The 17,995-nt window shown below is 71.7% G+C and carries 15 protein-coding genes and 1 riboswitch; of the genes, 8 read left to right on the top strand and 7 right to left on the bottom strand.

Annotated features, from left to right (window positions below; genetic code table 11):
- Nucleotides 1-125: 125 nt before the first annotated feature.
- Nucleotides 126-2,603 carry a DUF6077 domain-containing protein gene (locus E0H26_RS17215; protein WP_206025199.1) on the bottom strand — a complete coding sequence of 826 codons (2,478 nt, stop codon included), beginning with the start codon at nucleotides 2,601-2,603 and terminating at the stop codon, nucleotides 126-128.
- A 201-nt stretch (nucleotides 2,604-2,804) separates the two neighbouring features.
- The gene (locus E0H26_RS17210; protein ID WP_131304994.1) at nucleotides 2,805-3,404 is read right to left on the bottom strand and encodes a TetR/AcrR family transcriptional regulator; all 600 of its coding nucleotides are present in this window, start codon (nucleotides 3,402-3,404) and stop codon (nucleotides 2,805-2,807) included.
- Nucleotides 3,405-3,622: 218 nt separating this feature from the next.
- On the opposite strand from E0H26_RS17210, the gene E0H26_RS17205 reads away from it, so the two are divergent.
- The 5 genes from E0H26_RS17205 to E0H26_RS17185 all read left to right on the top strand — a co-directional run bounded on the left by E0H26_RS17205 (nucleotide 3,623) and on the right by E0H26_RS17185 (nucleotide 9,001).
- Nucleotides 3,623-4,522: an ABC transporter permease gene (locus tag E0H26_RS17205; protein WP_131304721.1), complete on the top strand. Its 900-nt coding sequence runs from the start codon at nucleotides 3,623-3,625 to the stop codon at nucleotides 4,520-4,522.
- A gap of 10 nt (nucleotides 4,523-4,532) precedes the next feature.
- Entirely contained in the window at nucleotides 4,533-5,333 is an 801-nt protein-coding gene (locus E0H26_RS17200) for an ABC transporter ATP-binding protein (RefSeq protein WP_131304992.1), read from the top strand.
- Between the two features lie 148 nt (nucleotides 5,334-5,481).
- Nucleotides 5,482-6,984: a bifunctional cytidylyltransferase/SDR family oxidoreductase gene (locus E0H26_RS17195; protein ID WP_131304719.1), complete on the top strand. Its 1,503-nt coding sequence runs from the start codon at nucleotides 5,482-5,484 to the stop codon at nucleotides 6,982-6,984.
- A 33-nt stretch (nucleotides 6,985-7,017) separates the two neighbouring features.
- Entirely contained in the window at nucleotides 7,018-8,715 is a 1,698-nt protein-coding gene (locus tag E0H26_RS17190; RefSeq protein WP_131304717.1) for a CDP-glycerol glycerophosphotransferase family protein, read from the top strand.
- Nucleotides 8,716-8,779: 64 nt separating this feature from the next.
- On the top strand, nucleotides 8,780-9,001 hold the full coding sequence (locus E0H26_RS17185) for a hypothetical protein (RefSeq protein ID WP_240742234.1): 222 nt from the start codon (nucleotides 8,780-8,782) through the stop codon (nucleotides 8,999-9,001).
- Nucleotides 9,002-9,023: 22 nt separating this feature from the next.
- Here E0H26_RS17185 and E0H26_RS17180 read toward each other — a convergent pair whose 3' ends face one another.
- Entirely contained in the window at nucleotides 9,024-9,755 is a 732-nt protein-coding gene (locus tag E0H26_RS17180; RefSeq protein WP_131304713.1) for an alpha/beta fold hydrolase, read from the bottom strand.
- Between the two features lie 248 nt (nucleotides 9,756-10,003).
- On the opposite strand from E0H26_RS17180, the gene E0H26_RS17175 reads away from it, so the two are divergent.
- Complete coding sequence (locus E0H26_RS17175; protein ID WP_206025197.1) at nucleotides 10,004-11,035, top strand: hypothetical protein; 1,032 nt, start codon at nucleotides 10,004-10,006, stop codon at nucleotides 11,033-11,035.
- A gap of 95 nt (nucleotides 11,036-11,130) precedes the next feature.
- On the opposite strand, the gene E0H26_RS17170 is transcribed toward E0H26_RS17175, so the two are convergent.
- The 4 genes from E0H26_RS17170 to E0H26_RS17155 all read right to left on the bottom strand — a co-directional run bounded on the left by E0H26_RS17170 (nucleotide 11,131) and on the right by E0H26_RS17155 (nucleotide 15,369).
- On the bottom strand, nucleotides 11,131-12,003 hold the full coding sequence (locus E0H26_RS17170) for a C39 family peptidase (RefSeq protein WP_131304711.1): 873 nt from the start codon (nucleotides 12,001-12,003) through the stop codon (nucleotides 11,131-11,133).
- 220 nt (nucleotides 12,004-12,223) lie between these two features.
- A riboswitch (cyclic di-AMP (ydaO/yuaA leader) is annotated at nucleotides 12,224-12,365 on the bottom strand.
- Nucleotides 12,366-12,690: 325 nt separating this feature from the next.
- Nucleotides 12,691-13,443, bottom strand: coding sequence for a hypothetical protein (locus E0H26_RS17165; protein WP_131304709.1), 753 nt, complete (start codon nucleotides 13,441-13,443; stop codon nucleotides 12,691-12,693).
- Nucleotides 13,444-13,673: 230 nt separating this feature from the next.
- Nucleotides 13,674-14,096 (bottom strand): hypothetical protein, encoded by a 423-nt coding sequence (locus E0H26_RS17160; protein ID WP_131304708.1) that lies wholly within the window; start codon nucleotides 14,094-14,096, stop codon nucleotides 13,674-13,676.
- A gap of 106 nt (nucleotides 14,097-14,202) precedes the next feature.
- Nucleotides 14,203-15,369, bottom strand: coding sequence for an acyltransferase family protein (locus E0H26_RS17155; protein ID WP_131304706.1), 1,167 nt, complete (start codon nucleotides 15,367-15,369; stop codon nucleotides 14,203-14,205).
- A gap of 282 nt (nucleotides 15,370-15,651) precedes the next feature.
- Between E0H26_RS17155 and E0H26_RS17150 the strand changes: the two genes are divergently transcribed.
- Nucleotides 15,652-16,767: a glycosyltransferase family 2 protein gene (locus E0H26_RS17150; protein WP_240742233.1), complete on the top strand. Its 1,116-nt coding sequence runs from the start codon at nucleotides 15,652-15,654 to the stop codon at nucleotides 16,765-16,767.
- Entirely contained in the window at nucleotides 16,764-17,813 is a 1,050-nt protein-coding gene (pseI, locus tag E0H26_RS17145; RefSeq protein ID WP_131304702.1) for a pseudaminic acid synthase, read from the top strand. The genes E0H26_RS17150 and pseI overlap by 4 nt, the downstream gene beginning before the upstream one ends.
- The last annotated feature ends 182 nt before the right edge of the window (nucleotides 17,814-17,995 follow it).

Here is a 17,995-nt window from a genome sequence, read left to right as displayed (position 1 = left end):
GCCTGCCCTGTGAGCATGCCCCGTGCAGGTGGCGGATCGGGCGGGTACCGGACAAGCCGCCGTCGCCGCACGGTTTTCGGCCGGGCCGGCAGGGCCGTGGCCATGCCGGGCCCGGCCCGCCGTGGTCACTGCCGGACCATGCAGGTGACCGCATTCGGGTGTACGGGCGGCTCGGCCAGCCGCTCGGCGACCATGGTGTAGCCGGCCCGCTCACCGGTCCGCAGGGCGAAGCGGTTCTGGCTGTAGAAGCAGATCGTTCCCACGTCCAGCCGCTCCAGCGCGGCGATCACGTCGTCGCGTTCCGGTCGCTCCACCCGGGGGCCGCCGTTGGCGAACTTGGTCAGCAGCAGCCGATCCTGCGAGAACTGCGAGTTGATGTCGTACTCGACCAGGAAGAAGTCGCGGGGCAGCACGACTCGGGGCCGGCTGCTCATCAGCGGGATGGTGCGCATGATGCTCGCCGGGGCGAGCACGAGGCCGTCCGGGCGGTCGAGGTCGATGATGAACTGCGCGATGGCCTGCCGCTCCGGCCGGATCTTCCAGGTCGGTTCCTGGTGCACCAGCACTCCGCTGCGCTCGTCCCACATCGGGATGGCGTAGTTGACGAACGAGGTCACCATCGCGGCGGCCAGCACCACACCGACCAGGGCCCGCACCACGCGCAGCCGGGTGGGCAGCCAGACGGTGCACAGCAGCCCGATCATCGCCGGCAGGGCGAACAGCCAGGACACCCGCCAGAGCACCACCGAGATGCCGGTGACCGCGCTGAGCCATTCCAGCACCCCCGGCACCAGCAACACGCTCAGCGTCAGGGCGCCGCCGGCCGCAAGCAGCGCCGGGGTACGACGGCGGGCCAGCAGCGGGCCACACCACAACGCGAGCCCGCCGATCACGCCCACGATGCCGACCTCGAACGTCCGCCGGTAGGTGTGCGCGGCGTCGTAGAAGTTGGCGTCTGCCGCCGCCTCGGTGGCCGACGTGCCGAGGACCAGTTGGGTGCCGATCACCATCCCGACCGGGTACGCCAGGACGGCGACCCCGGCGGCCAGCGCCGACTTCCAGCGCCCGACCAGCAGCATCATCAGGGCCGCCCCGCCGACCAGCAGCGGCAGGATGATCGCCGCGGTGGTGGTGAGCCCGATCGCGGCGATCGACAGCGCGACGATCAGCACCAGCCCACGCTTGGACCGGTCGTCGAACCAGCGGGTCAGGTACAGCCACATCAACGGCACGACCGCGGAGACGAACATCCCCTTGCCCTGGTAGAGGCGGGGCAGGTGGAAGGTGCCCAGGGCGGCGTCCGGGCCGCAGACGAAGGCGAGGAAAGCGCACGCCACGGTGAAGGCGAGCACCGGCCGACGCGGCGCCCAACGCTGCACCAGCCGCCACAGCGCCAACACCGCGAGCACCGCGAAGGTCGGCAGCAGCACGTGCCAGACGGCCGACGCCGCCGGGATGCCGAGGAAGCGGGCGAGTGCTCCGGCGAGCACCTCGACGCTGGCGACCGGGGGCTGGGAGGCCATCGCCGGGAGCACGTTCTCGCTGAACAGGAAGTCGTTGAGCGGGACGATGTCGCGCTCCGCCACCCACACCGAGCGGCCCACGTAGTAGATGTCGTCGGGGGTGCTGCGGGCGAGGTAGAGCGAGGCCACCGCGGCCACCGCCGCGATCAGCAGCGCGTACACCGACTGCCAGGCGGTCGGCGCGGGCGCGCTCGGCCGGGTCGGTGGGGTGGCCCGCCAGGTCCGCCAGGTCAGCAGCACCGCACCGATCGCGGCGACGGCCCCGGCGGAGCCCGGGACCCACCAGGAGATGTCCGCACCGGCCGGAGTGCCGGCCAGGCCGGCGGCGATCGCCGCACCGGTGCCGACCAGCAGGGTCAGCGCGATCCACAAGCGTTGAGCGACGCCCATCCGACCGGCCCGCTCCGCCGCCGGCTCGGCCGGCGCGGCTGCGGCCCCGGTGTCGGGCCCGCCGTCGACGCTCTCCCCACCCGCGCCCGGCTGCGTCACCTGCTCCGCTGACGACTCGTCGCGCTCCGACCCGGCTGGGTTCACCGCCTCGTCGGTCGCGCTCACCGCCGGGTCGCTCGGGCTCGCCGCCTTCTCCGCTGGAACTGCGGCCGGGTCGGCCGGGCTGACCGCCTCGTCGGTCGGGCTCGCCGCCGGGTCGCTTGGACTGACCGCCTCGTCGGTCGGGTCGGCCGGCGCTGGCTGGTCGAGGTCATCCGACGCGGGCTCGGGGCGCTCGGCGATGGCCGGGTCCGCGACCTCGGCCGGGCCCCGGGCCGCCCGCCGGCGCCACCACCGCAGGCCCAGTCGGGCCAGCACGGCGAGCACGGCCAACGCCGATCCGGCGACCAGCCAGATCCGCAGGGTCAGTGACGGGGCCAGGCCCAACGGCAGTCCGGCGTGGTAGAGCAGCGTCCAGAGCGCGAAGGCGAGCACGGCGCAGTCGGTGAGTAGCGCGGGTATCGCGGCGATTCCCGCCCGGATGCCGCCGAGCACGACCCGGACCCGGCTACGCGGGGCGGGAGTGGTTTCAGCCGACCCGTCGGCCGCTGCCGGCCTGGGTTCGGCGACGGCGACGGTGTGGTCCGTCATCGACACGAGCGTCCTTGTCGTCGTACGGGTAGGTGCGGCTCAGGCGGGCAGTTTCGCCGCTGCGGCGGCCACCGCGCCGAGCGAACCACACCGAGAGTAGTAGTCGTCCCTGAGGGCCCGGTCGAGCCGACGCGCGCGGCGGCGACGGTCCGGACCCGGGTAGGGGGCGGGCCCTCAGGTGGTACCCCAGCCCCGCCCAGCTCAACCGGGTGTCGGCGCCTCGCGCTGGCGGGGCAGGGTGTCCGCGGTGCCGAGCGCACGCACCACCGAGTCCACCAGGGTCTCCAGGTAGCTGTCGGTGAACGGGGTGCGGGCGATGGCCAGCCGCCAGTACAGCGGCCCGACGATCAGGTCCACCGCCACGTCCGGGTCGGTGGTGGCCGGCAGTTCACCCCGCTGCACCGCCCGGCTGATCAGCCGGCCGACGATTTCCTGTTGCCGGGCCCGCAGCACCTGCTGGAGCGTCTCGTCGATGGTCGGGTTCCGAGCCGCCTCGGCCAGCAGATCCGGGATGATCTGCGAGGCCAGTGGATGCCCGAGGGCGTGCGCCACCACCTGGAAGAGCAGGGCGAGGTCGCTGCGCAGGCTGCCGGTGTCCAGCGCGGGCAGCCGAGCACCGGCGGCGGCGTTGACCACCTCCAGGACGAGGTCCAGCTTCGAGTTCCACCGACGATAGATCGCCGTCTTGCTGACTCCGGCCCGGCGGGCCACCGCCTCGATGGAGAGCCGGCCGTAGCCGACCGCGGCGAGTTCCTGCATCAGGGCACGGCGGATGGCCGTGGTGATCTCACCACGAAGCACCGCCGCACCGGCCGGCGCACGCCTCTTCCCGGTCGTCACCTGGGACTCTTCTCGGCTGTCACGGAGAACAATGTACCGCAACGACGGTACGGTTGCGTCCCGACGTCTTTCGGACTACTGTCCACGCAGCGGCGAGGCGGCGCTCCGGGTACGAACACGCTAGATTCCATCGTCGCGAACGCACCCGCCGGCTCGACAAGATCGGAGCGCCCATCCCCATGGCCAACACCACGCTGGCCGATCCCGGCTCCGGCCTGCCGCCAGCCCAGCTGGCCGCCCGACACGGGCTGCGCATGGCCGGTCAACGCCCCTCGCTGGCCAGCTACAGCGGCCAGCTCTGGCGCTACCGGCACTTCATCACGGCGTACGCCAACGCCAAGCTGGCCGCCTCGTTCAGCAACGCCCGCCTCGGGCAGCTCTGGCAGGTGCTCACCCCGCTGACCAACGCGGCGGTCTACTACCTGATCTTCGGCCTGGTGCTCCAGCAGAGCCGGGACATGGACAACTTCATCGCCTACCTCACCGCTGGGCTGTTCATCTTCAACTTCACCCAGACCAGCGTGCAGAACGGCACCCAGGCGATCAGCGGCAACCTCGGCCTGATCCGCGCCCTGCACTTCCCCCGGGCCTGCCTGCCGCTGGCCATCACCATCACCCAGTTCCAGCAGCTGCTCGGCTCGATGATCGTGCTGCTCGCCATCGTGCTGGCCACCGGCGAGCCGATCACCCTGATGTGGCTGATGCTGGTGCCGGCGATCCTGCTCCAGACGGTGTTCAACGCCGGGCTGACCATGACGGTGGCCCGGCTGGGCGCCAAGGCCACCGACCTCAAGCAGGTCATGCCCTTCGTCCTGCGGACCTGGATGTACGGCTCCGGCGTGCTCTACAGCGTCGAACTGTTCGCCGAGAACCTGCCGGGCTGGGCCACCGCCATCGTGCAGTTCAACCCGATGCTGGTCTACATCGAGCTGGCCCGGGTCGCGCTGCTGGAGAACACTCCCCTGCTCAACGACTCCCTGCCGCTGACCTGGCTGGTCGCGATCGGCTGGTCGGTCGTGATGGGCCTCGGAGGCTACCTTTACTTCTGGCGCGGCGAACAGGAGTACGGCCGTGGTTGACCACCTGGCGATGTCCAACGACGTGACGGTGACCCTGCCCCGGATCCAGGAACGGATTCCGACGGTGGTGGTGGACGACGCCCATGTCGTCTACCGGGTGCACAAGGGCGGCAGCGGCAGCAACAGCCCGGTCGCCGCGCTGCGGCGGTTGGTGACCCGCTCCTCGGCACCGAACGTCCGGCAGGTGCACGCCGTACGCGGGGTGACCTTCACCGCGTACCGGGGCGAGGCGATCGGGCTGATCGGCACCAACGGCTCCGGCAAGTCGACCCTGCTGCGGGCCATCGCCGGGCTGCTGCCGGTGGAACGGGGAGCGGTCTACACCGAGGGCCAGCCGTCGCTGCTCGGGGTGAACGCCGCCCTGCTCAACGACCTGCCCGGGGAGCGCAACGTCACGCTCGGCTGCCTGGCCATGGGCATGTCCCCGGCCGAGGTGCAGCGCCAACTGCCGGAGATCATCGAGTTCTCCGGCATCAACCAGCGGGGCGACTTCGCCTCGCTGCCGATGCGCACGTACTCCTCCGGCATGTCGGCCCGGCTGCGGTTCTCCATCGCCGCCGCCAAGCAGCACGACGTGCTGTTGATCGACGAGGCGCTGGCCACCGGTGACAAGCAGTTCCGCAAGCGCAGCGAGGCGCGGGTACGGCAACTGCGGGAGAACGCCGGCACGGTGTTCCTGGTCAGCCACCAGCTCTCGTCGGTTCGCGACACGTGTGAACGGACAATCTGGCTGGAATCGGGGCTGATCAGGATGGACGGCCCCACTGCCGAGGTGTTGAAGGCATACGAGGCATTCACCAACGGCAAGTAGAGTTCCGGTGAATGTCCGGCATCGTCCGGGCGGCAGCGCGCCCGCCCGGTCGGTGCGGGCCGCGTTATCGTTCATCCCGTCGCCGCGCCGACGACACCTTCTTTTCACCTACCCCACCGCAGCCATGCACCGAGAGTGAGGACCGGCAATGACGCAGGACCAGACCACCGATTCGGGCACCACGCCGCAAAACCCGGCGCCGTGGCGACCCTCACGGACGGTGGCCGTGGTGCTGGCCGGCGGCACCGGCACCCGGCTCGGCCTCGGCATCCCCAAACAGCTCCTGAAGATCGCCGGTAAGCCGATCATCGAGCACACCCTGGCCGTCTTCGAGGCCGCGGCGGAGATCGACGAGATCATCGTCCTGATGGCCAGCGGCCACGTCGCCGAGGCGCAGCAGATCGTGGACAAGGCCGGCTTCCGCAAGGTCACCAAGGTCATCGAGGGTGGCGACACCCGCAACGCCACCACCCGCGTCGCGCTGGACGCGGTGGGCGAGGAGGATTGCAACATCCTCTTCCACGACGCGGTGCGCCCCCTGCTCAGCGGCCGGATCGTCCGGGAGTGCGTCAACGCCCTCTGGACGTACGCGGCGGTCGACGTGGCCATCCCGTCGGCCGACACGATCATCCAGGTCGACGAGGACGAGTGCATCACCGACATCCCGGTGCGGTCCACGCTGCGCCGGGGGCAGACCCCGCAGGCGTTCCGCTCCAGCACCATCCGGGAGGCGTACCGGCGGGCCGAGGGTGACCCGAACTTCGCCGCCACCGACGACTGCGGTGTGGTGCTGCGGTACCTCCCCGAGGTGTCGATCAAGGTGATCGACGGCTCGGACGAGAACATCAAGGTCACCCACCCGGTCGACGTACACCTGGCGGACAAGCTGTTCCAGCTGGCCGCCGCCAAGGTGCCCCGGCTGACCGACCGCCGCGCCTACAGCGAGGAGGTCTCGGGCCGCACGATCGTCGTGTTCGGCGGCAGCTACGGCATCGGCCACGACCTGGCCGAGCTGGCCCGAAGCTACGGCGCCCAGGTCTTCCCGTTCAGCCGTTCCAGCACCGGCACCCACGTCGAGCGTCCGGAGGACGTCGAGGCCGCGCTGAAGGCCGCCTTCGACGCCACCGGGCGGATCGACCACGTGGTGGTCACCGCCGGGATCCTGGAGAAGGGCGCGCTGGCCGAGATGGACCAGGAGACCATCGACCGGGTGCTCCAGGTCAACTTCGTCGGCCCGGTGACGGTGGCCCGGCAGTCCCTGCCCTACCTCCAGCACACCAAGGGTCAGCTGCTGCTCTACACCTCCAGCTCGTACACCCGGGGCCGGGCCGACTACGCGCTCTACTCGGCGACCAAGGCGGCGCTGGTGAACCTCACCCAGGCACTGTCGGACGAGTGGGCCGAACTCGGCGTACGGGTGAACATCATCAACCCGGAGCGGACCGCCACCCCGATGCGGACCAAGGCGTTCGGGTCCGAGCCCGAGCACACGCTGCTCGCCGCCGAGACCGTCGCCCAGGCGTCGCTGGACGTACTGATCTCCGACCTCACCGGCCAGGTGATCGACGTTCGCCGGCCGCCCGGCGAGGCGCCGGCCGCCGTCGTGCCGGCCCAGGCCGGTCAGCCGACCAGCGCCGCCCCCGTCGGCTGACCGACGCACGACGACCGCGGAGGCGACACCGAGATGCGTGGTGACCTGGTCAGGAAGTTGGTCGCCCGGGGCCTGGCCACCGGAACGGCGGTCCTGGCGTTCGTCGTGGTCGCGCTCACCGGCGCGACCACGTGGGGGCTCGGGCTGTCGGTGATCGCCCTCGCCGCCACGGTCTGGGAGCGCCGGGTCCGCCCCGGCGCCGACGGCGTCGCGGAAACCACCCTGATCGCGGCCGGGGTGTTGGTCGGCTATGCCCGGCAACTCGACGCCGGCTTCGACCCGGCCCTGGCCGGTACCGCCCTGATCCTGCTGGGGCTGGTGATGTTCACCGGCCCGCTGCGTGGGGCCGGGAACCTGGAGGTCCTCGCCGCCAACCTGCCGGTACACACCTGGGCGCCGCAGGTCGCGGCCCGCCTCGGTGACGCCGTGGCGGGTCTGCTCGCGGTGCTGGCGCTGGCCGCTCTGGCGGGTCTGCCCGCCACGGTCGCCCTGGTGGCGAGCCTGCTCGTGGGTGCCGCCGCCGGCGCGGTCGCCGTCGAACTGGTCCGGCGGCGGTTGCGGCCCGGGGCCGGCGGCTCGCCGATGACCCGGGCACTGCGCCGGCAGCAGCCGGAGTTCATGCTGTACTTCTCCGCCCCGCCCGGGTCCGAGTACCAGGCCACCATGTGGCTGCCGTACCTGGAGCGGATCGGCCGGCCGTTCGTGGTGATGCTGCGGGAGCCGGAGGCACTGCCCGCCATCGCCGCCGCGACCACCGCCCCGGTGGTCTACTGCCCCACCCTGCGCAGCATGGACGAGGTGCTGGTGCCGAGCCTGCGGGTGGCGTTCTACGTCAACCACGGCGCCAAGAACAACCACTGCCTCCGGTTCACCCAGCTCACCCACGTGCAGCTGCACCACGGCGACAGCGACAAGGCGTCCAGCGCCAACCCGGTGTCGGCGATCTTCGACCGGATCTTCGTCGCCGGCAAGGCCGCCATCGACCGGTACGCCCGGGCCGGGGTGCAGATACCGGCCGAGAAGTTCGTGGTGGTCGGCCGCCCTCAGGTCGAGGCGATCGAGGTACGCACCGGCCCGGTCCGTGGCCGGCCCGATCCGACGGTGCTCTACACCCCCACCTGGACCGGGCACCACGCCGACGCCGACTACTGTTCGCTGCCGATGGCCGAGACGCTGCTGCGCCGGCTGCTCGACCGGGGCGCCACGGTGATCCTGCGTCCCCACCCGTACACCTCGCAGAATCCGGCCTCGGCCCGCCAGTTGGGTCGGCTGCACGATCTGCTCGCCGCCGACCGGGCGCGCACCGGCCGCCAGCACCTGTTCGGTGCCGCCGCGACCCGGCTGACCCTGGCCGAGTCGGTGAACCGCGCGGATGCCCTGGTCTCCGACGTCTCCGGGGTGGTCTCCGACTGGCTGTACTCGGGCAAGCCGTACGCCGTCACCGACACCGGTGCCGACGGTGACCGGTTCCTCGAACGGTTCCCGTTGGCCACCGCCGGCTACGTGCTGCGCCGGGACATGGCCGACCTGGACGACGTGCTGACGCGGCTACTCGACACCGACCCGCTCGCCGACGCCCGCTGGGCCACCCGGCGGCGTTACCTGGGCGACTTCCCGGCCGGGGCGTACGCCGAGGCGTTTCTGGCGGCGGCCCGGCGCGAGTTGGACCCGGCCTGGGCCGCGCCGACCCCCCGGATCGCCAGCGACGCACCGCTCTCCCCCGCCACCTGAGCAGCATGGGCCACAGTGGACGGTGCCCATGGGGCGGTCGTCGAGGTGTGGTCCAATGGCAGCCATGATTCGACCGCGGATCCTTGCCGTTCTCCTGTTGCTGATCGCGTTCGTGGCGCTGGCCCTCTCGAAGGCCTTCCCGTTCCTGGAAGATTTTCCCGAGGTGGCGAAGACGGCGATCGCGGCCGGCGGCGCGGCATGTGCCCTGGCCGGGGTCTCGCTGTGGTTCCGCAAGAAGCCCGAGCAGTCCTCGCCCCAGTCGGCCAACGACGGCGAGACCGCCTGACCGGGACGGCGACCGCGGCCGGTCAGCGTACGGCGTCGAGCAGGGCCAGTACGGCCGCCGGATCCTCGACGTGGGCGTTGTGGCCGAGCCCGGGCAGCGTGACCACCGGCACGCCGTACTCCTTGAGCTGTGCGTCGGAGACCATCGGGTCGTGTTCGCCCCGGGCCAGCAGGACCGGCGCGTCGATCGCGGCCAGCAGGGCGGTCAGGTCGGGCTCGCCGACGCCGAACGCGGCCGGGTCCATCGCCAGCCGCCACCGGCCGTCCACCTGCCGCAGCCCGGCCGTCACGGCGGGATGGTCGGGGGCGAGCAGGTCGGCCAGGCCGGCGACGCGCAGGTATCGCCGCGCCGCCTCGTCACGGCTGTCGAACCAGGTGACCGGGCGGGCCGCGAGATCAGCGGCGCGGGCCAACTCGGCCGGGGACCACACGGCCTTGATGCCGAGCCCGACCACCGCCTCCACCGTGACCGACCGACTCGCGGCGGCCAGCGCCAGGCCGACCACACCGCCGAGCGAGTGCCCCAGCACGATCACCCGGCCGTCGGGGTCCAGGCTCGCGGCGACCTGATCGGCGAGCCCGGCGAACGCGTACGCCGGTAGCGGGGGCGACCCGCCGTGGCCGGCCAGATCGGGTGCCGACCACCGCCCGGGCCAGCGGCGTTCCAGCAGCGGCGCCCAGGGCAGCCACACGTCCCCGGTCCCGCCCATCCCATGCAGCAGCAGGACTGAACGGTCAGCTGATTCGTCGACCATGCACGCAGTCTGCCAGCGTCCGGACGGCCGCGGCGAGACCGGCGACCGGCACCCGACATCGGAAGCGGTCCAGCCCGCTGCGGGCCGCCGTCACCGGCGGCCCACGCCGTTGTCGGGTCCTCATGATTGTCCGCCTCCCGGCAATCGTCCTGATTGACCACTCGGGCCTCGGCACGATCAAGATCAATGTAGAGTGCCCGCTGATGGCGCGCGGGGCGCCACCGAACGTTCCTCGACAGGAGTGTGTCTTGCAGCTGAGGAATCGGTCAGGTCTGATGGCCGCCGCCGTGGCCGTACTGCTCGTCCTCCCGGCGTCGGCCGCCGCCGCCGAACTGGAGCCGGACGAGAACGTGGGTGCCGCGGCTGCGGATCGGGTCCTTCGGGTCTACAACAACAACATCGAGAACCTCGTGGTGAACAACTCCGACGGGACCTGCACGCGCGTCACCGGGCCGGACCAGCTCACCTCGATGCTGGTGGACGACAACGGGCAGAAGGGGACCGCCGGGGTGGTCGCCCCCGACCTGCTGCTGGTGCAGCAGGTGCGCGGCACGGGCCAGGCAGAGGCGTACGCGAACCAGCTGGGCACCAAGTTCGGTTACCCGGCCGGCACCTACCGCGCGATCGTGGTGTGGACCGACCCGGAGCCGTGGGGTGGTACGCACAAGTGCAGCGACCAGTCCCTGGGCGACCTGAAGAAGAAGCAGACCAACGCCATCATCTGGAACAGCCGCACGCTCAGCCTCGCCGCCGACGACATCTCGAAGTACTGGAGCGCGGGCTGGCTGAAGCCCAACACGGCCTACAACAACGGCGCCGGCTGCACGCTCTACAAGCCGCCGAACAACGACGACGGCACCACGAACGCCCACAAGTGGAAGCGCACCAGCGCCATCGCCGCCCGGTTCACCATCAAGGCGACCGGGACCAGCGTCTTCGCCGCCACCATGCACCTGCCGGAGCAGAACCGGCAGAACGCCTGTGCCGGGGACGGCATCACGGGCATCAGCAACACCGGTATCCACATCGGCACGGACGCGACCAGACTGATGAACAACTCGACGATCCGGATCGTCGGCATCGACGCGAACCGGACCGGCATCAACGCGAACACCCTGAGCGGCTTCGGCATGACCGGCTACGGGTCGAGGGCGACCAGCGGCTCCAGCAAGATCGACTACATCTTCGTCAGGGGTGACGTACAGCCGTCGAGCATCGACTACACGGTGAGTGGCACCAAGTCGAACCACATGGCGCTCTACGGTTTCATCAACTACTGACGGCGCCGACCGGTAACCCGAACACCGCAACGGCGAGGGCGCCCGGACCAAAGGTCCGGGCGCCCTCGCCGTAGTCGATCAGGAGAAGCTGCCGGTCAGGAGGAGTAACCGCGGGTGGCAGCCCAGTTGGCCAGATCGATGGTGCTCATCCAGTACGAGTAGTACGACGGGTCGGCCGAGTCGGCGATCTTCACCAGCCGGCCGTCGTCCTCGTAGCCCACCACCGCGATGTAGTGGCCGCCGGGGAAGGAGTGCCAGCCGCCGGTGGTGTCCGTGGCGCTGCCGGCGACGTTCACCACCACGCTGCGCCCGTCGGCGACGGCGGCCACGACATCGGCCTGGAGCTGGTCCATCTGGGCCGGTGTCGCCGAGCCGCCGGGCAGCATGGTCGTCTCGTACGGCTTGCCCTCCACCGCGGCGTTGAGGACCCGGGTGGTGTCCTCGGCCGAGTTGGTGCCGGCGTAGGTGGTGCCGAGTTGGGTGGCCAGGGTGTCCTGGTCCCGGTCGATACCGGCGGCACTGAGCGCGTTGCGCACCGCCGCCGGGCCGCAGTAGTAGCCGGTGGTCTGGGCCTGGTAGTCGTACTCCAGCACCTTCTTGGCCGGCGGCTTCGGCGCGGCCTTCTTGCTGGCCACGTCCGGGTCCGCCGAGGTGGCCTGCGGCGACGGCGAGGCAGCGGCGCTGCTCGGCGCGGCAGTGCTCGGGGCGGCGCTGCTCGGAACCGGGTCGCTCGGGGTGGCGGCCGGGTCGACCCGGGCCAGGCTGCGCGACGCCAGGGCGTCGTCGCGCAACTCCGCGACCGCGGTCGTGTTGTGCGCGTCGGCTGCGGGGACGTCGGTCCGGGCGAGCAGCGCACCGGCGCCGGTGGCCAGCACGAGCGCCGCCGACGCGGCGACGACCTGATAGGGGCGTTCGGTGGTCAGCCGGCGGAGCTGACGCTTGACGGTGTGCTTCACGGATTCCTCCACGGGGCTGAGGGGGGCACGGCGTACCGGCTCCGGCGGTCAGTCGGCACGCAGGGGCCGACGACCGCGGCGAGTACGCGGACGTGCCGTTTCAGAAGATGCGCCCGGGAACCGGGCGGCGGTGGACCTAGCTCGCGGAGACCGACCCGGCGAGCGCAGGCACCGCGGTGCCGTGGAGGCGGGGGACAATCAGGGGGATCGAATTGGGCTGCACGAGGGTGGGAACTCCTTCCGACACCGCCGACCGGGTTAGCTGACGGATTCGGGCGGGAAGATCGCCCTACCGCGGGCCAAGGCTCGCGGATTCACCCCAGTGGTGCAGTGGGTCCCCGGTTCGTGAGATCACGATTGAGCGGGTCGGCGCGGCGTCGCCTTCTGCGATCGGTTACCGCACCGGACGCGCCGACACTACTGGCCGGCCCGGCTCGCGCCAAGCTGTCCTGACCTGCTTAAACATGATCTACTGCCAATTTTTTCGGGAATCGGGGAACTGTCGTCGCTCAATGGGACTCCCCGCCAGGACAGCACCGTCGGGTGATAACCGGACCGCCCGTAAACAATGCCCCGACCATTACGCCGAATGTTCGACCTAGCGTGCCGGCTGACCGATTTTCCAGACACTGTGACCGGGGTCACGCAATTGTCGGCCGGTCACCTGCCGGGGCCCGCGCATACGGCGGGTGACCGAGCTCAGCCCACCCGGGCCGGCCGCCAGCGCAGAACCGCGGCGGGCCGGCCGATGGCCACCCGACGCGGCGCCGGTAGCAGGGCCGGTCGCAGCCGCTGCGCGGCGGCGTACGCCTCGGTGGAGAGCGCACCGGCCGCCTCGGCCGCCAGCTCCGCCGTCCGCCACGCGTCGCGCTCCTGCTGCCGGGCCGCCTGGTAGGCCGCCAGGCGGCCGTCGCGTACCACCCGGGCGAGAAAGATCTCCTGCTCCACGGGGTGGCGCCGGGGGTCCCAGCCGGACCGGTGCGCCAGGGCGTCGGTGAGCTGCCGGATCGACAGGTCACCGCGCCAGTGCGCGGTCATCACGGCGCGGTGCAGCCAGCGTTCCCGGGCCACGTACTCGGCAGGGGTGCGCACCGTAGCGGGGCTGGGCAGCGCGGCGGCTGCGGCGAGCCGCCGGGCGGCCGACTCCGCCTCGTCGTACGCGGCCCAGGCGCGGTCGAGTTCCGCCTGGGCCCGCTGCCACGCGTCGCGGCGGCGGCTGGCGTTCTGGGCGGCACCGGCCGCGGCCACGGCCACCTCGCCGGCATAGCGGCGCAGGTCCGCCGCGACGTCATCGTCGTCGGGGGTGTCCGGGTCCTGGCCGGTCGACTGGACCGGCTCGGGCCGGGCGACCAGCACGGTGAGTACGCCCAGCGCGAGCACCAGCAGCACCGACCAGATGGCGGCGGCCCGGGGCACGTCAATCAGGAACTGGTAGAGAACGGTCTTCTCCATGTCGGTACCTCGCGGGAGATGATGCGACGGCTGTGGGTAGCACCGAAGCCGGATCGCCACCTGGCGGCGAGGCCGGATCGGCCGTGCGTGAAGTGTCGGAGGACGGCATCCGCGCCGGGTCCCGGTCACGGCGAACCGTCGCTGGTTCCGGCCGGCTCGGCGGCGGGACGGCGGACCGGGACGGCCGTACGGCGGACGTCCGGATCACCTCGGCGGTGCGGGCGGTGGAATCAGGAGCGGGGCGGAGCGCGGGCGGTGCGGACGCCCGGGGTGGCCGTCGCGGGATGCGCGGCGTCGTCGCCCGTGATGGCCGGGTCGGCGCCCTGCTGCGGGCGGGCCGGCGACACCGGCACCGGCCAGCCACCCGGGTCGCGGCCCTCGTCGCTCAAGCCCTGCGGGTCGCCCGCCGACTGGATCGCGGCCCACCCGTGGGATGCCTGTGGCCCCACCGCGCCGGTCGCCGGCTGGGCGGAGCTGACCGCGGTGAGCTGCCTTGCGAGCGCCGCCGGGTCGACGTCACCGGTGGGCGTGGCGTGGGCGGGCAGCGCCCAGGCGCCGAGGGTGAACGCGGCGGCCACCGCGAACCCGGTCAGCAGTCGTGCCGCCCAGCGCGCCAGCCACCACAGAGGACGGGCGGGGACGACGGGAGGCACGCTGTCACGCTACCGCCACCGCCCAGGAACCGCACCGCCGCCGGGCGTGTCGTGGCGACGAAATTGTCCGGGTTCGTACTCGCTCCGCTGGTCGGATGTCCGGTGACTACCGTCCGGGTTGGACGCCCTCGGGCTGCCCGGCGTCAGGGGCCGAGATCGCCTGGCTCGGCGGGGCCGGCCGGCGTGGGGCCAGGCGGCGCATCATCGGCTGTTCGACGAACCGGTGCACCAGCGCGGCGAGTCCCAGCGTGAGCAGCAGGAAACCGATCACCGCGGCCGGGCCCCACCAACCGGGCAGGCCGGTCCCCCAGTCGCCGGTGAGCCGGAGGATGGTCATGATCACGAACACGTGCACCAGGTAGAAGGCGAACGAGACCTCACCGAGCCAGACCATCGGGCGGGAACGCAGCGGCGAGCGGTACCCCCGCACGTCGGCGTCCGCCGCCGCGGCGATCAGCACGACGTACGCCGCCGACAGCAGTGCCGCCCAGAGCTCGGCCCGAATCCACTGGGAGGCGACCACCCAGGTCGCCACGAAGATCAGGCCCGCCAGGGGCAGGCGGGGTCCGCGCCAGCGCCCCCGCAGCATCAGCTCGGCGGCGGCCACCCCCATCCAGAACTCCAGCGAGCGGACCAGGGGAAAGACCTGGGTGAACCACCACCGGCTCTGCTCGGGCACCAGCGTCTGGGCCGGCCACAGCGCCAGGATCAGCAGCGGAACGGCGATCACCACGGCCCACAGCAGCCAGGGCCGGGCCCGCCGCACCAGCGGCAGGGCCAGCGGCAGGCACAGATAGAAGAAGAGTTCGCAGGAGAGCGACCAGCTCACGTTGTTGACGCTGTAGAAGTACCCCGGCCGGGGATCCCAGGCCTGGAGCAGGAACAGGTTCTCCAGCGCGGCCACGGGGTTGATCGGGTCGGCGAACCAGACGGCGGCCAACATGGCCAGGGCCCAGAGCAGTACGTGGTTCGGATAGATCTTGGCGAACCGGCGCTGCCAGAATCGCCGCCGGGAGTCGTGGGGTCGGGCCGACCAGACCAGCACGAAGCCGCTGAGGATGAAGAAGAACTGCACCCCGGACAGGCCCAGGGTGAAGATCTGGCCGACCACCGCCTGGTAATCCGGCTCGGCGATGATCCGCATGGTGCCGGCGTGGAAACCGAAGACCAACAGCGCGGCCACCCACCGCAGCCCGGTCAACGACGGTAACCGGCTCGCCTGCGAAGAGCGGGGCGCGGCGCCCGCCGGTGCGGCCACTGGCGCGCTGGTCATGCCAGCACCTCCGGCGTCGGCGGCGTCGCCAGCACGCGCGTCTCCTCCCAAGGGGCCAGGTGGCCCGATCCGATCGGCTACCGGGGACGACCCGATCGACGCCGCCCGTCGGGCACCCTACCCGCTGGGGTGTCGACTCATCCGTCGGGACCAGACGGCACCGCGACAGCAGGGCATGATCGCAGGAGTTCGATCGTTGCTGTCCCGCTGTTCAATCTCCTCACCGCTGCCGGTCACGTCCGGTTCCCGGCCCGTCCACCCCGCCGATCGAACATGTCCGGCGTGGCCATTCAGCCAACCCGAGCGCCGCTGCTGAGCATCGTCGTACCGGTCTACGGGGTCGAGGCGTACCTGCGGGAATGCCTCGACTCGATCCACGACGGCGTGCCGGCGCACGAGACCGCCGCCGTGGAGTTGATCGCGGTGAACGACGCCTCGCCGGACGGCTGTGGGCAGTTGCTGCGCGAGTACGCCGCCGACCACCCGAACGTCCGGGTGCTGCACCTGGCGACGAACGTCGGCCTGGGGCCGGCCCGCAACGCCGGTCTGGACGTGGCCACCGGCGAGTACGTCTGGTTCGTCGACAGCGACGACTGGCTGCCGGCGGGCACCATCGCGGCGGTACTCGACCGGCTGCGCGCGGATCGGCCCGACGTGATGATGATCGACCACCTCCGGGTGTACGAGTGCGGGCGCCGCGACGTGGACGTCAGCAGCCGCCTGCTGCGCGCGACGCCGGGCGTGGTGCGGCTGGCCGACCGGCCACAGCTGTTGCGGGTGCAACACACCGCCTGGAACAAGGTGGTACGCCGCGAGTTCATGGCCGAGTTGGGACTGCGCTTCCATCCCGGCTGGTACGAGGACATCCCGTTCAGCCATCCGCTGCTGATCGGCGCGAGCCGCATCTCGGTGCTCGACCGGGTCTGCTACCTGTACCGGCTGGGCCGCCAGGGCGCCATCACCTCGACCCGCAGCGGCCGGCACTTCGACGCCTTCGAGCAGTACGACCGGCTCTTCGCCTGGCTGGGGCAACGCCACCCCGACGGCCGCTGGCACGCCGAACTGTTCGACCTCATGGTGAGCCACTTCCTGGTGGTGGTCGGCAACGACGACCGGCTGCACCCACACCTGCGGCGCCGCTTCTTCCGCCGGGTGGCCGAGCACTACCGCCGGTACCTCCCCGGCGACGGCTACCCCCGACCGGGCGGCGTGGCCGGGCTCAAACACCGGCTGGTTGGCCGGAACAGCTATCTGGCGTACGCGGCACTGCGCCGGGTACACCGGCTGGCCGGCCGGGTGCGCACCCCACCGACGACCACGTCGACCGGTACCGGCGCCGCGCCGGACCCCACCGAAGCACGCCCGCTGGTACGGACGAACGGAAACGGAACGCGATGACCACGCTCAAGATCGGGCCGCATCTGGTCGGCGCCGGTGAACGCCCCTTCGTGGTGGCCGAGATGTCCGGCAATCACAACGGCGACCTGGATCGGGCACTGGCCATCGTGGACGCGGTGGCGGCGAGCGGCGCGCACGCCTTGAAGTTGCAGACGTACCGGCCGGACACCATCACCATCGACGTCGACACGCCGGCCTTCCGGATCTCCGGTGGGCACGAGCTGTGGGCCGGGCAGAACCTGTACCAGCTCTACGAGCGGGCCCACACCCCGTACGAGTGGCACGGCCCGATCTTCGCGCGGGCTCGGGAACGGGGCCTGACCGTCTTCTCCTCCCCGTTCGACGCCTCGGCGGTGCAACTGCTGGAAGGCTTGGACGTGCCCGCGTACAAGATCGCGTCGTCGGAACTGGTCGACCTGCCGTTGATCCGGCTGGTCGCCGCCACCGGCAAGCCGTTGGTCATCTCCACCGGGATGGCCACGCTCGCCGAGATCGACGCGGCGGTACGCACCGCCCGGGCCGCCGGTGCGGGCGGAATCGTGTTGCTGGCCTGCACCGCCGCCTACCCGGCACCACCGGCCGACAGCAACCTACGTCGCATCCCGGTGCTCGCCGAGGCGTTCGGCGTGCCGGTCGGTCTGTCCGACCACACCCCCGGCATCGGTGTACCGGTCGCCTCGGTGGCGCTCGGGGCCTGCTTCATCGAGAAGCACATCACGCTGGACCGCGCCGACGGCGGCGTGGACTCGGACTTCTCCCTGAACCCGGCGGAACTGGCCGCCCTGGTCGTCGAGACGGAGCGGGCGCACGCGGCGCTCGGCGGCACCGCCGTCGGCCCCACCCCGGCCGAGCAGGAGGGGCTACGCTTCCGGCGCTCGTTGTACGTGGTGGCGGACGTCCGCGCCGGTGACGAGGTGACCACCACGAACGTCCGCTCGATCCGGCCGGCCGGCGGACTGTCCCCAGTGGAGATCGACCGGGTGCTGGGCCGCCGGTTCACCACCAACGTGGCGCGCGGCACCCCGCTGAGCTGGAACCTGATCTGACCCCTCACCGTCGGATCTGGCGCTCGGGTGCCGGGCCTGGCGCTCAGGTGCCGGAGCCTGGCGCTCAGGTGCCGGAGCCTGGCGCTCAGGTGCCGGAGCCTGGCGCTCAGGTGCCGGAGCCTGGCGCTCAGGTGCCGGAGCCTGGCGCTCAGGTGCCGGAGCCTGGCGCTCAGGTGCCGGAG

The organism is Micromonospora zingiberis (assembly GCF_004331455.1).
Taxonomy (GTDB): domain Bacteria; phylum Actinomycetota; class Actinomycetes; order Mycobacteriales; family Micromonosporaceae; genus Micromonospora; species Micromonospora zingiberis.
The sequence above is the reverse complement of the archived record's forward strand: the minus strand, read 5'-3'. Positions and strand labels throughout refer to the sequence as shown.